Origin of the sequence: Bartonella sp. CL71SXKL (assembly GCF_042194935.1) — a bacterium.
In the GTDB taxonomy this organism is placed as follows: Bacteria; Pseudomonadota; Alphaproteobacteria; order Rhizobiales; family Rhizobiaceae; genus Bartonella.
In genome coordinates this window covers 1-14,387 of the sequence record NZ_JBHINI010000014.1, presented here as the reverse complement: position 1 = coordinate 14,387, position 14,387 = coordinate 1, and the positions used below count along the sequence as shown (strand labels likewise).

At 38.0% G+C, this 14,387-nt stretch carries 11 protein-coding genes and 1 pseudogene; 5 read left to right on the top strand and 7 right to left on the bottom strand.

What is annotated here, in order from left to right; all coding sequences use genetic code 11:
• The first annotated feature begins 115 nt into the window (after positions 1–115).
• The 4 genes from murJ (at position 116) to ACFILA_RS07350 (ending at position 4,010) form a co-directional block, all read left to right on the top strand.
• Complete coding sequence (gene murJ / locus ACFILA_RS07365) at positions 116–1,687, top strand: murein biosynthesis integral membrane protein MurJ (RefSeq protein WP_375637751.1); 1,572 nt, start codon at positions 116–118, stop codon at positions 1,685–1,687.
• Positions 1,688–1,747: 60 nt separating this feature from the next.
• Positions 1,748–2,818, top strand: coding sequence for a tryptophan--tRNA ligase (trpS, locus tag ACFILA_RS07360; RefSeq protein ID WP_375631322.1), 1,071 nt, complete (start codon positions 1,748–1,750; stop codon positions 2,816–2,818).
• A gap of 62 nt (positions 2,819–2,880) precedes the next feature.
• Positions 2,881–3,372 (top strand): universal stress protein, encoded by a 492-nt coding sequence (locus tag ACFILA_RS07355; protein ID WP_273790942.1) that lies wholly within the window; start codon positions 2,881–2,883, stop codon positions 3,370–3,372.
• 59 nt (positions 3,373–3,431) lie between these two features.
• Positions 3,432–4,010 (top strand): NifU family protein, encoded by a 579-nt coding sequence (locus tag ACFILA_RS07350; RefSeq protein ID WP_273790941.1) that lies wholly within the window; start codon positions 3,432–3,434, stop codon positions 4,008–4,010.
• A gap of 447 nt (positions 4,011–4,457) precedes the next feature.
• Here ACFILA_RS07350 and ACFILA_RS07345 read toward each other — a convergent pair.
• From ACFILA_RS07345 to ACFILA_RS07335, 3 genes and pseudogenes are all read right to left on the bottom strand, one after another.
• A pseudogene (locus tag ACFILA_RS07345) lies at positions 4,458–4,538 on the bottom strand (DUF4102 domain-containing protein); the annotation flags it as partial.
• A gap of 875 nt (positions 4,539–5,413) precedes the next feature.
• A complete protein-coding gene (locus tag ACFILA_RS07340) occupies positions 5,414–5,749 on the bottom strand; it encodes a zinc ribbon domain-containing protein YjdM (protein WP_375618296.1) in 336 nt (111 codons plus the stop codon).
• Positions 5,750–6,815: 1,066 nt separating this feature from the next.
• A complete protein-coding gene (locus ACFILA_RS07335) occupies positions 6,816–8,444 on the bottom strand; it encodes an alpha-D-glucose phosphate-specific phosphoglucomutase (protein ID WP_375660905.1) in 1,629 nt (542 codons plus the stop codon).
• A 217-nt stretch (positions 8,445–8,661) separates the two neighbouring features.
• Here ACFILA_RS07335 and ACFILA_RS07330 point away from each other — a divergent pair, with 217 nt between their 5' ends.
• Positions 8,662–9,186: a peroxiredoxin gene (locus ACFILA_RS07330; protein WP_375631347.1), complete on the top strand. Its 525-nt coding sequence runs from the start codon at positions 8,662–8,664 to the stop codon at positions 9,184–9,186.
• A gap of 882 nt (positions 9,187–10,068) precedes the next feature.
• Here ACFILA_RS07330 and ACFILA_RS07325 read toward each other — a convergent pair.
• The 4 genes from ACFILA_RS07325 to pyrF all read right to left on the bottom strand — a co-directional run bounded on the left by ACFILA_RS07325 (position 10,069) and on the right by pyrF (position 13,873).
• Entirely contained in the window at positions 10,069–10,602 is a 534-nt protein-coding gene (locus tag ACFILA_RS07325) for a replication protein (RefSeq protein ID WP_375613583.1), read from the bottom strand.
• 591 nt (positions 10,603–11,193) lie between these two features.
• On the bottom strand, positions 11,194–12,678 hold the full coding sequence (gene hisS, locus ACFILA_RS07320; protein ID WP_375631319.1) for a histidine--tRNA ligase: 1,485 nt from the start codon (positions 12,676–12,678) through the stop codon (positions 11,194–11,196).
• A 42-nt stretch (positions 12,679–12,720) separates the two neighbouring features.
• Positions 12,721–12,978, bottom strand: coding sequence for a hypothetical protein (locus ACFILA_RS07315; protein WP_375660111.1), 258 nt, complete (start codon positions 12,976–12,978; stop codon positions 12,721–12,723).
• A gap of 49 nt (positions 12,979–13,027) precedes the next feature.
• Entirely contained in the window at positions 13,028–13,873 is an 846-nt protein-coding gene (gene pyrF, locus ACFILA_RS07310; protein WP_375660904.1) for an orotidine-5'-phosphate decarboxylase, read from the bottom strand.
• Between the last annotated feature and the right edge of the window lie 514 nt (positions 13,874–14,387).

The window sequence follows — 14,387 nt, the reverse complement described above, 5'->3', positions numbered from 1 at the left end:
GTAAAACGCTTTCCAAAAGTATCCTTGATTAGGATAGAGATCAGATTTTTACGATTTAAAACGGTTTATTTCTCCTGTCATCGCTTCTCTTTTACAACAAAGTTGATATATCTTTATGACATTGATTAAAAAAATTGCAACAGTTGCTTCCGGAACCCTTATGAGCCGTATTTTTGGCTTCGTACGCGAAATGCTTATGGCAGCAGCCCTAGGGACAGGTCCTGTTTCTGATGCCTTTAACGCTGCTTTTCGTTTTCCCAACACATTTCGTCGTTTTTTTGCTGAAGGTGCCTTTAACGCTGCTTTCATTCCTCTTTTTGCAAAAAAAATCACTGAAGAAGGTCACGAAACGGCATGCAAATTTGCAGAAGAAGTCTTTGGCGTTCTCTTTTCGCTGCTCTTACTGTTAACGATTGCGATGGAACTGAGTATGCCTTTTTTGGTACGAACCATTATTGCCCCAGGTTTTACCGAAGATGCAACAAAATTTAACGCTACCATTCACTTTACTGCAATCATGTTTCCCTATTTAACCTGCATGTCGCTTGCTGCCATGATGGGGGGCATGCTTAATGCTCTGCGACGCTATTTTATTGCCGCCATTGCCCCACTCTTTTTAAACATTATTCTGATTGGTGTGCTTGCCTATGCTTGGATCTATAAACTTGACGCTTGGCATATCGGCTTAAATCTCTCTTGGGGTGTATTAGCAGCAGGGCTTCTTCAACTCACCTTAATTGCCCTTGCTTTGCGTCAAAGTGGAATGAAAATTTCCTTCCGCCAGCCCCATTTAAGTCCTAATGTTCGCAAGCTATTAACTTTAGCATTCCCAGCAGCCATTACGGGTGGCATCACACAAATTAATTTGCTCATTAATACCAACATTGCTTCTAGTCAATCGGGTGCTGTCTCTTCTTTGATGTATGCTGATCGTCTTTATCAATTGCCTTTAGGCGTAATCGCCATTGCCGTTGCAACCGTTCTTTTACCAGAATTAACACGCGCTTTGCGGAGCAAAAAGCATAAAGAAACCCACCATTTACAAAATCGCTCTATTGAATTAACATTGTTGTTAACACTTCCAGCATCCATTGCTTTTTTGCTGCTCTCCACTCCCATTGTCAGTTTGCTCTTTGAGCGAGGACAATTTACCAGTCAATCAACACACCATGTTGCACAATTACTGGAGCTTTATGGACTAGGACTTCCAGCTTTTGTTCTCATTAAGGTCTTTATTCCTAATTTTTTTGCCCATGAAGATACCAAAACACCGATGATTTTTACAGGTATTTGCGTTTTCATCAATATCAGTCTCGCCTTAACATTATTTCCTATTCTATCTGCACGAGGCATTGTTATTGCTGAAATTACCTCTGGATGGGCCAACACCCTGTTGCTGTGGAGTGTCCTTATCAAACGCGGTTATTGGAAATACGACTTCCAACTGATAAAGCGAATATTATGTCTCATGATGGCAACTCTTTTGAGTGCACTAGCCCTCTATTACGGATTGAATGTGTGTGTTTTTTTGTCTTTTCCTTTATCCTCACAAGCATCATTTTTCTTGCGCGCGATCACCTTAGCTGGGATCATGATTGGCATATTTTTGATCTATTTTAGTGCCTATTTTTTATTCAACACCCGTTCCTTTTTTCACACGCTTAAAAATTTGAAAAAACGCTCATAATATCTATACTTTGTCAAAAAAAATAAAATGAATAACCTTAATTGAAGAAAGAGCACTCCTATGGATACCTTCACACCACTTGTCTTTTCCGGCGTACAACCGAGTGGTCATTTACATCTTGGCAATTATCTTGGAGCCATTCAGCGTTGGGTTGAACTGCAAAACTCTCATCACTGCCTCTATTGTGTTGTGGATATGCATGCGCTCACAGTCAACCCAGATCCCCTTACTTTACGCGAATCCACCAAAACAGTGACAGCAGCCTTTTTAGCCTCCGGTATTGATCCTCAAAAACACATTATTTTTAACCAATCACGTGTTTTTCAACATGCTGAACTCGCCTGGATTTTTAATTGTGTTGCCCGTATTGGCTGGCTTCAACGCATGACACAATTTAAAGATAAAGCAGGAAAAGATCGCGAAAAAGCATCCCTAGGGCTTTTTGCCTATCCCACTTTGATGGCCGCTGATATTTTAGTCTATCGTGCAACGCATGTTCCAGTAGGCGAAGATCAAAAACAGCATGTTGAACTCACACGCGATATTGCACAAAAATTTAACAACGACTATGCACAGCGTATTGCCGAATTAAATTTTGGTATCTCTATGCAAACAGATGAAGAAAAAAGACAAGGCTTTTTTCCCCTCCCAGAGGCGCTTATTGGAACAACAGCCACACGCGTTATGTCTTTGCGCGATGGGACGAAAAAAATGTCAAAATCAGATCCTTCAGATTTTTCACGCATTAATTTGACCGATGATGCTGATCTTATCGCAAAAAAAATACGCAAAGCCAAAACGGATTCGGCTCCTCTTCCCGATACCCTCACCGCTTTAAAAGAACGACCAGAAGTGGACAACCTGCTTGGTATTTATGCTGCCTTTGCCAAAGTTAGCAAAGAAAAGATTCTTTTAGAATTTTCTGGTCAACAATTTTCGCATTTTAAAACAGCTCTAGCCGACCTTGTTGTCCATAAGCTTGCCCCTATAACAGAAGAATTACGTCGACTTCATCAAGAAAGTGATTATATCGACTCTGTTTTGCATGATGGCGCTAAACGTGCTAGTATGCTCGCAGAAGAAAATATGAAAAAAATTCGTGAAATTATTGGATTTTTGCACGATACATAAAAATAATAAAACTAAAAACTGTAGAGAGCAAAAAAATCGTTTGTACAAAATAGAGAAAGTGCATGATTTCCAAACCCAAAAATCCGAAAAAAGAACCAAAGAAAAAAAACTTAGTCATTATCGATGAAACACCAGAGTGTCGGCGTGCCGTTGCGTTTGCCGCACAACATGCCCAAAACACCAGTAGAACATTGGTATTACTTTGTGTCGTTGATAGTGTAGAATTTCAACATTTTCTGGGTGTAAACAACGTTATGCGCACAGAATCAAAGCAAAGTGCTCATAAAATATTAGGAGACATTGCCAGTGAAGTCCGCACCACCCATGCGCTTGAAACAGAAATAGTGGTGCGTGAAGGAAAAAAAATTGATGAGATTTCCAAACTGATCGACGAAGATAAAAGGATTGCACTAATTGTTTTAGCAGCCAGTGGACATACAGAAGGACCAGGACCCCTTGTTCAATTAATCGGGAATAAAGGAACAGCTTTTTCAATCCCTGTCATTGTTATTCCTAGCAATCTTGCCGATGAAGATATTAGATCTATTGCCTAAAAAATATAATATTCTACAATGTAAGATCTTCCCAATCCTTCATTATAAAAGGAGAATCTATGTTTATTCAAACTGAAACCACCCCAAACCCTGCAACTCTTAAATTCTTGCCAGGACGCGTGGTTCTTTCTGAGGGCGTATTAGAATTTCGTGACCCTGAAGAAGCAGCTAAAAACTCACCTTTGGCGGCTAAACTGTTTAATATTCCCAATATCAATGGTGTTTTTTTAGGCTATGATTTTATCACCGTAAGCAAAAAAGAAGGGGAATGGCAACATCTCAAGCCCGTCATTTTAGGCACAATCATGGAACATTTTCTATCCAATGAGCCAGTGATCACCACCAACGCTACAACACAAGCACAAACCCATGCCCTTAACGAAGAATTTTATGACGAAAAAGATGCTGATATTGTCTTAACCATTAAAGATCTGCTTGAAACGCGTATCCGCCCAGCGGTTGCCAATGATGGTGGAGACATTACTTTTCGCGGATTTGAAAATGGTATTGTTTATCTCAATATGCGGGGCTCCTGCGCTGGATGTCCCTCTTCAACGGCAACTCTCAAACATGGTATTGAAAACCTTTTACGTCATTTTATCCCTGAAGTTTTAGGCGTTGAAGCCATGCCACAATAAATATTGACTTCAATAGATAAAATAACCACACCGATTGCCCCTCTTCAACAGCGCTCAAACATGGAATGTAAAGATCTTACGTCATTTTATTCCTGAAATTTTAGAAGTAAGCTATGCAGCCATAAAGATAGAGTACTGTTAAAAAAATCTGTCCAATAATGATACCTTCACTCACCTTTCACCTCCACATATGCCTTAAAAAGATTTCAAAGCCCCCTTTAAGAAGCATAAGTTATTTCAACAAACCAATCGTACACAGAAGTACAATGCATGGGTGTGCACTTTAAATTTATTTTGTTTTATAATCTTGTCATGCAATTTTAACGAGGAAAACACGACCTCGTTAAAAAAAAGAAAACCCAAAAAAGAAAACATTGTAAGATAGAGTGCTCATTTGCTCTATCTTTCTCAGTGCTTCCAACGACAAATCACGCAAAATACTCCTTGTAGCAAGCCGGCACCATCATCATATCTGCCAGCCCCTAATGATGCGACAGCTCTTTCATTAAGACGATTCATAAGAGTCATTTTAATCCTTTCTTTCCTCATTTTTACCCACACACCAGCCCCGCTTGTGGTGTGCAAGCAAGTGATTTTAATTGATTCAACATGAAACAGATTTGAAATGAGAGAATCCCACGTTATTCGGGGTTCTAATTCAATATGAATAACGCTAATTTACTATTATAAATCAATATGTTGTTTCAGCCACTCGACAAAGATCACATTTTGCAACTTGCAATGAGAATTCTGACATTCTTCTTATTTCAATTCTGTTTTTATTGCATCAATCAAAATCGTCCGCTTACACAGCACAAACTGGATAATAACAAAAACTATTTTTAATAGCTCTTATGTACACTTTTATAAGAGACTGTTGCAGTACTAAGAGCTGGAAAATGCATGGCAATAAGACCTTATCAAGATCATAGCGTCCTTTTTCCATTCTTAAAATCAAGAATTCCCCCCTATCATTTTCAATCTCATTTCCATAAACATGACGCAAAAATATAACTACCTGTAAAAAATAAATACATTGAAGCCAGATCTATTATGGTTGTTTGAGAAATTATCTGATACAAAAAATGAGAATATTTTTTCAATTCAGCAGGAATAAGTTTGTCTACTTTACGGTATTGTTCTTCTCATAAAGCGCATACTTTTATTGTTGCTTGTGAGTCAACATCCAGTCCGCCATAACCGCATATTAAAAGAAAAAGACAGAGTCGCTATTTCTCTGCGATACATGGCTTTGCAATAAAGGAAAACATATTGCTTCTATCTGATTGGTGTAATCTATGAAACAAGAAAAGAAGCCACTGGAGAAAAATATGCCCAATTAGAGAAGAATGTAAAAATAGAAAACCAACGAAATCCAAAAACAATTGCAAGAGGACAAATGCTTAAACTTTTTTCACAAACTCCGACTTTAAACTCATCTGACCAATCCCTGGAATTTTGCAATCAATATTATGATCTCCATCCACCAAGCGAATATTCTTTACCTTAGTACCACCTTTTAAAACAGATGAAGCGCCTTTTACTTTCAGATCTTTTATCACCATAACGGTATCTCCGTTTGTTAAAATCTGACCATTGGCATCATAAACAGTATTGACAAGAACCGTATCATCGTTTTTTTGCGGCCATTCATGTGCGCATTCAGGACACACAAAATTTTCACCATCTTCATAAGTATAAAGACAATCACAACGAGGACATTTGGGATATTGGGTCATAAATTCCCCTTATTAAAAGAAAAATCATTCATTATGACTGGTCATAAAGCAAGAAGTGCTTATTGTCCATTATTTTAGAAAAACATTTCCCTTTGTTTCAATCCTCATCTGCCAACTGTGTTCATGAATGCTATCATCACACACCATACATGAGTTTATAAAAATGATTGATCATTATATAACTTAAATGAGCCCCCGCATATCATAAAATTTACTCACTTCATTCTCTCTAATAAATTAATCAAAATCATTTTCTTATACATCAGCAATGCAATTAACGAATGGATAAAAAACTATTAGAAAAGGAACATCTCTGAATAAAAACGCTTCCAAAGAGCTAAAAACTGAGAAACAAGACAATGATAGCCTCAACTTGACCTTTTATTTAAGTAAAGCATTCATAATGTTAGAGAACAAACTAATTTATGATCATAGTTAATGGTTTTGTATATTGAATGAGAGCCGATAAATAAGCTGAGATTCTCTCAACCCCTTTTACATTGAAACAACCAAAGCCTTTTGTTTGCATGTTACAAGTAGGAAAATCCGTGTAAAACGATTATCCAAAATACTAAACACTCTCAAATATAAGAGCCAACATTGAAAGCGGGCAAAGTGAATGATGGTGCCGTCTTACTCTCTCATAAGCGTAAAAATGATGCTGCTCAATGGATGGCCGGTTATCCCTTTCAAAGCAACACGCATAAGATGCGTTTTTAGCGTCTTGAGAGAGAAGCTTCTTTAAAACAAACATATGAAATGTGCAACAATGATCGTATTTTGTTTTGTATGAGAAACATTCCCCTATTAAACAAAAATTTCTATCAAGCCATTGAGCAAACCCATTGGACATAAATGCTCCGATTATGCTCGATTATAATTTCCTACAGCATTCGGTTTTAAGAAGCCCGCAGTTTTAGGAATCCGATTGATATGGAAAGGTGGAAAAAACAAGTCTCGCCTAAAAATAGAGTTAAGCTCTGGCTTATGCACATAAAATCACGCCCCTAAAATCACATCCATGTGATCAATCATCATACCTTTACAAAAAAACATTCCAATGATCTTAGGTGATAATATCAGGACGATCTCGCCCCAATGCTTGTTGTATGTTTAACAGTTTTAGTGCCACCTGTTGCAAAGGTTGGAGAACTTCTTGCGGATTAAAATTGTGTTTGCGCGGATCACTTTCATACTGTTCAAAATAAAGTCGTAAAGTAGCACCTAGCGTCCCTGTTCCCGACAAACGAACCACCAACCGTGCTCCATTCTCGAAAAAAATACGTATACCTTGCCGCGTGCTAACGCTCTGATCAACAGGATCATGATATGTAAAATCATCTGCTTTTTTGACGAAAAATCCAGCAATTTCAGTTCCTGCATGTGGTAAGTGCACACGCAAATGCTCTAGTAATGCCAAAGCTTTATCTGCTTCGACTTCTTCATAATCATGCCGTAACGTGTAAAAACGCCCATAGGTGGACCAATGCTGTTGAACAATTTGTGCGACAGTTTTTTCTGTTACCGCTAAAAGATTTAACCAAAATAGGACAGCCCATAAACCATCTTTTTCGCGGATGTGATGAGAGCCCGTTCCAAAGCTTTCTTCACCACAAAAGGTTACTTTCCCCGCATCCAAAAGGGTTCCAAAAAACTTCCATCCCGTTGGCGTTTCAAAAAAGTTTAATCCGTGTTTTTCCGCAACTAAATCAGCAGCACGCCCCGTTGGCATAGAACGCGCTATCCCTACAACACCTTTTCGATATCCTTTAATAAGGTGTGCATGTTCAGCCATAATAGCCAAAGAATCCGAAGGCGAGACAAATTGTTGACGACCAATAATGAGGTTACGATCTCCATCACCATCAGAAGCTGCGCCAAGATCTGGTCCTTGCTCTGACATCAATAAATCATAAAGAGCCTTGGCATAAACCAAATTGGGATCTGGATGACCGCCTCCAAAATCTGGCAAAGGAATACCATTAACCACTGTCCCTTCAGAAAATCCTAAGCATTTTTCAAAAATTTCATGAGCATAAGGCCCTGTTACCGCATGCATGGCATCAAACCGTAAAGTAAGACCTCGAGCAACGGCCTTAGCAATACAGTCAAAATCAAAAAGCTCCTGCATCAAAGCAACATAATCAGTGACAGGATCGATAATATCAATCCGCATGGCTCCCATAAAGACCGTACCTTGCCTATCTAAATCAATATCTGGTGCTTCAAGAATTTTATAAAAGGAAAGACGTTGCGATGTTGCAAAAATAGCATCACATAAAGAATTAGGAGCCGGTCCACCATTGGAAACATTGTATTTGATACCACAATCTCCCTCTGGACCACCAGGATTATGGCTTGCAGAAAGAATAAGTCCACCATGGGCATGAGTTTTACGAATAAGATGCGAAACAGCAGGTGTAGAAAGAATACCGCCCCTTCCCATTTTAACACAAAAAACACCATGCGCCGCCGCCATCTTCAACACAATCTGAAGAAGAGTACGATTAAAAGTGCGCCCATCTCCCCCAAGAATCAACATTTTTCCTTCAAGAGGCCCAATGTTATCAAAAAGAGACTGTATAAAGTTTTCTACATAATGGGGTTGTTGAAAAACAGACACTTTTTTGCGCAAACCAGACGTTCCCGGTTTTTGCCCCTCAAAAGCCGTGGTTAAAACTGTCTTTATGGTCATATCAATACCTTTATATGATTTCCTATAATTTTAAGGTGAAGAGTATCCAAAGTCGACCATTAATTCTACTTGACGGAAGTGTGAAATATTTGCACACTCGTTAGAAGTAAGAATTTTTAAAGAAGCCCTTTTGTTTAAAACGCTTTTTGCCATATGTTTTTAAATACGAAGGCTGTTTTAAAACAAAATTTTCGTAAAAGAATACAGGAGCATCATGATGATGAAAAAAACAGTTCCCAATGTAACATTCCACACACGCGTACGCGATGAATCAATGGCTGGAGACAATCCTTATCGGTGGCAAGAAGTTAACAGCGATGCTTACTTTAAAGGAAAGCGTGTTATTCTTTTTTCTCTTCCTGGAGCTTTTACCCCTACTTGCTCAACCTTTCAGCTGCCTGATTTTGAAAAACTCTATGATGAATTTAAACAAGCGGGTATTGATGAAATTTATTGCCTTTCCGTCAATGATGCTTTTGTCATGAATGCTTGGGGAAAAGCACAAAATATCAAAAACGTGAAATTAATTCCCGATGGCTCTGGTGAATTCACACGCAAAATGGGTATGCTGGTTGCAAAAGACAATGTTGGTTTCGGCATGCGATCATGGCGCTATGCAGCTGTTATTAATGATGGTGTGGTTGAACAATGGTTCGAAGAAGCAGGTTTTTCAGATAATTGTGCAACAGATCCTTATGAAGTTTCTTCACCACAACATGTTTTAGAAGCCTTGAAAAGCTAATTCCCCCAATCGTCTATTTAAACAAAATTTTACGACACAAATTTCCTGAGGAGGAAGATTTGTGTCGTTTACTTTTTACAACATCTATTCGTGAAAACAGACACGATAAGTTGATTGTGCGCCTTCTGTGAAAAAATATTACAGCAATAATTTTTTCAATAAATATTTCACGCTTTAACGGCTTTGAAAAAACTTGAAAAATTGCTGATGAAAAATCTGGACCCGTTGTGGAGCTAAAAAATCAAAGAGTTAAAAGCTGTTGCACGCTATCAAAAAATGGGGTTGCAATTGCCAAATGCGCAAATTCATGCAAAACTCTCTCAGAAACATCAAGGACTAACGTATTGATGAAATATGCAAGATCAATGCTAAATTTCTCATACTGAGAAAAACTTTGTATCGAACAATACTTTGATTTATAAAGATAATTTATAATTTTGCATATTGAATGAGAGGAGCCGAATATCATAAAATTGTTTTATTTTATCCCTTCTTATATTGAATCCCTTAAAACTATTTTCTTGCTCATTAGCAAGTGGGATTGGCATATGAATAAACGATTAAAAAGAGTAAAAATACCTCTCGTAAACGCGCCAAAATACAAGAGCTATGAACATCATTACTGCAAAGTTTACAAAAGTATCAAGAAAGAAAATACAGATCAAACATTTGTTTGAAGAGGTGCACAGTTCAAATTAACTTATGTCTCATAAAAAGAAGAAAATATGGCATAAAAACTGCTCTGCATAAAGAACCATTCATGGAGAATATTAAATCAAAACAGATCCCGCAAACATTCCAATTCACATACCATAAACAGACTCATTGCTGTTCTCATAGCCATTTATTCTAAGCTTTTATTTTTCTCTAAGAGAAAAACGGTTAAAGGAGTTGTTTATTCGGGTATTCTACCGTAAAGTGTGCTTCTATCTCTTCCTCTTCATCGAACTCAAAATCTTCATCACATTCAGGAAGACCAAAAATATCTGGATTGATGAAATAACAATCTTTTTTTGTCCCCTTCGCTACAATTTTATTCTTTTCTAATTCTTTGATACCTTCTTTAAAACTTTCAAAATTAAGATATTCTGGTTCTTGAATTGAAAGATCGCAAGTCAAAAATTCCTCAAGAATATCATGATCCAATGTTATCTGATCAAACCATAAATCCACATCATCCCCCTCATCTAACATTTTCCCTACCTGCCACAACATCACAAAAAATGCTTTCATACCACTAAATGATAGCCCAAAAATCATACGCCGACATGACGAGGCGCCTGAAAAGGTAATTTGCGGAAGATCTTCAAATCCGAAATTTGAAGGAGGAAGTTTAAATGACTTTCCAATATTCTCAGGTCTTTCAAGAATAAAGGGATTTCGTTCATAGAGCAGAGTAAAATCATATTGGACCATTTTCATTTCTCCATTAAAGAGTTGATTTTATGAAATAATACATATTATCAGTAAGTTACCATTATGGCAGCTGACAATTCATCCAAACATGCTCCTGTAAAAAATTGTTCGATTTAAGTCATTCCATTGTTTTTTGAAGCTTAAAAAGTCTTTTAGGATAAAACGCTCTAGTTCTCCCTCCTTTTGCAATAAGACTAGATTTTGTAATGTCCAAGAAGAGAACATCAAAGGATTTGATGCTCATAGATAAGAATTCAAAGATGAAGCCAATATGAACTTGTCAATATTTTTATAAACTTTTGCAGAAGCGTTACGTGAAACCCTTTAATTTTCTCAGAGTTTTTTCTTCGTTAAAATTTTTTTGCTCATTTTAACGCATTATCATCGCATCCTCAGAAGGGCACATTTTATAGCAAATAGCGCTTATTTACCTCTTTAAAAATCTCTCTTTTATTCCGCACGCACTCCAAAAACTCGATTTTGAACGCGTGCGTCAGCACGTGTAAACGAGCAAAGTACAAATTTAAAAAATTGAGTTTCAAATTTCCAAAATATTTCGAACAATCACTTGTATAAAGACTTTTACCATTATCATTTTTGAGCTGCTAAAATATCCTGTACCGTTTTGACCAATTGATCTTCATCAACCGTCACTTGTGCTGGTCGACTTTCACGCCATGTTTGATTATCCTTAATTTCATGAGATAACCGCGCCCCTTCAATCAAATCTTTGATCTGTATTTTTCCACTCTCACGTTCTTGTGAGCCTTGGATAACCACACAAGGCGCTTGGCGTCGATCTGCATATTTCATCTGCGCTTTTATCCCCGATGCCCCCAAATAGAGCTCAGCACGAATTCCGGCACCACGCAACTGCATCACCATTTTTTGATAACCAGCAACCGCCTCTGGCTCTTTATCCATCATCAGCACAACAACCGGCCCTGTTGACTCTTTCATAGGCAACTTTCCAAGATTTTGCAAAGCAGCGATCAAGCGTGAGACCCCGATTGAAAAACCTGTTGCTGGAATGTTTTCACCACGAAAGCGTGCCACCAATCCATCATAACGCCCACCACCACCAACGGAGCCAAAAACAACTTTCTGCCCATCATCATTGAAAACATCAAAAAGCAACGTAGCCTCAAAAACAGGACCTGTATAATAATCCAGTCCACGCACCACCGATGGATCAATCTTGATACGATTCTGAATGCCATTTGCGACAAAAATTGCTTGCATTTCCTCAAGCTCACGAATTCCCTCACGCCCTTGAACATGATCACCAACCACTTCTTTAAGAACCTCAAGCGTTTCTTCTGCTGTTTCAGCTCCAGCAGCAGTTAAGGTAAGAATACACTCAATCTCTTTATCCTTAAGCTCCGCCCCTTTTGTAAAGTCACCACTTTCATCCAAACGCCCTTTTCCCAAAAGCAAACGCACCCCTTCAGAACCAAATTTATCCAGTTTATCAATTGCTCTTAAGACAGTTAAGCGCTTTTCAGCCTGCTCATTTCCCCCCAAACCAATTTTCTCTAAAACGCAATCGAGAATTTTTCTGTTGTTCAGACGAATGGCATATTCATGATGCTGAAACCCTAGTTTTTCCAAACTATCGGCTGCCATCATGCAAATTTCGGCATCAGCTGCAACCGTTGGTGTTCCAACAATATCCGCATCAAACTGCATAAATTGCCGAAACCGCCCTGGACCTGGTTTTTCATTGCGAAAAACAAAGCCAAGACGATAACTGCGATAAGGCTTTGGCAAAACTTCAAAATTCTCGGCAAAATAACGAGCAAGAGGCGCGGTAAGATCATAGCGCAAAGACATCCATTGCTCATCATCATCTTGTAGCGAAAAAACGCCCGCATTTGGACGATCTGAATCCGGTAAAAACTTACCCAGCACATCTGTATATTCAAAAATTGGAGTTTCTAGTGCTTCAAAACCGTAAAGTTCATAGACTTCACGAATTTGCGCAATCATTGTTTCAGTTGCATACAACTGTGCACTTGTACGATCCACAAAACCACGGGGTAAACGGGCTTTGGTTTTTTCTTGTTTTGATGACATGTTTTTCTCTAACAACAATATATATTCACCGATAACGTGTGTCTATCTTATAGAAACAAACGCTGCAATAACTTTATCAACTGGAAACTGGTAACAATATGCATAAGCTTTTGCTTTTGAAGGATGTAAACCCTTACCCTTAAGGCAATCTACTGAAAATATTTGTACTTTCAATAGGAACATAGCCTCCCGCTCAACATGAAATGCCCGCTTAACATTCAATGAAAAGACATCTGTGCTAGTTGAACGAAACCACAAAGCAACTGTTGATTCTGGATAAATCGGAAACATCCCCCTCAAAAGCCCTCCCTCTCAAAATTCTTCAGATTTATTACAGATGCAAAAATCCTCAAGACATCAGTGTGCTTTGCGCTTGTTCTGCAAAATGATTGATAACATTTTTTAAATCAACAATATTTCGTCCAGCATCTGTAATAGAGCGTGATACAGAGGGAATAACATTCTGCCAAAGTCTTTGTGGAAATTGATTTGCTAATTGTGTCATTGTTCCACCTTGGGCGCCAATACCCGGAACGAGAAACAGACTATTGTTTAACTGCTCGATTGTGTCTTTTGATTCAGATCCTAATGTCGCTCCTATAACCGCACCTATGGGACCAATATTATGATGGAGAACCGGAGACTGAGAATTATAATCACAAATACACTGTGCTAGATGAAGAGAGAGAGTCTGATCTCCAATAAGCGCATTTCGTATTTGTTTCCCCTCTGGATTAGAAGACTGAACAACCACAAAAACTCCTGCTCCTGTTTCTTCTGCAACCTTTATCAGAGGAAGAAGAGCATCAAAACCCAAAAAAGGATTAACTGTGATGGCATCAGCTTTGAACGCACTGCTTGGACCCAGCCAAGCTTTACCATAGGCTTCAGCAGTAGAGCCAATATCTCCCCTCTTTACATCCGCCAGAACCAATATGCCTTGTTCGTGTGCATTTTCAATCAGTTCTTTGAGAGCTTGAAGACCTTCCACACCATATAATTCAAAAAATGCGACTTGCGGCTTTATAATCCCCACTTTACCCACAACCGCTGTTAAGAGGATATCACAAAAATCTTTTAGACCTTTATAATCAAAGCTTAGTTTCCACGATTGCAAAACTTTATGGCTCGGATCAAAGCCAATACAAAGAGGTCCATAGATTTCACGATTTTTAAAAAAAGTTGAACGAAACATTTTATATCCTAACAAGGTCTCTCTTTAAACTTTTTGATACAATCAAAAAGAAAACCATTTGTCAAAAGAATACAATAGCGAAAACACAAAGAAAGAGCTCTCTATACAAAATGTGCTTTTATTTATGAAACATAAATATATTCCCATTCGTAACGCTTATCATATGTTTATCGACCAAGACGTTGTCATGAGATAAAAATTCAAATTTATGAAAGAATATAAACAAAAAAGCATCCATATTATTATGACCTCATAAAGCCCTATAGGCGTACCTTGTCGTTTTCACACCCTTTTTTATGATCAACAAAAACTCTCTATGAACACGTTTTAAACAAAAGTTTCAAAAGAAAATGCCCCACCATGATGATCTCGATCTTAACTTTAGATCTTTTCTATTCCTTTTTAGCGGCTCTTTATCCCTTTTGGAACATAATTTGCAAAAAGGCATTGTATCTCCAGCATATTCAAGGAGATAAAACATGGAAACTCGCATTCCTGAAAACACACCATTCGA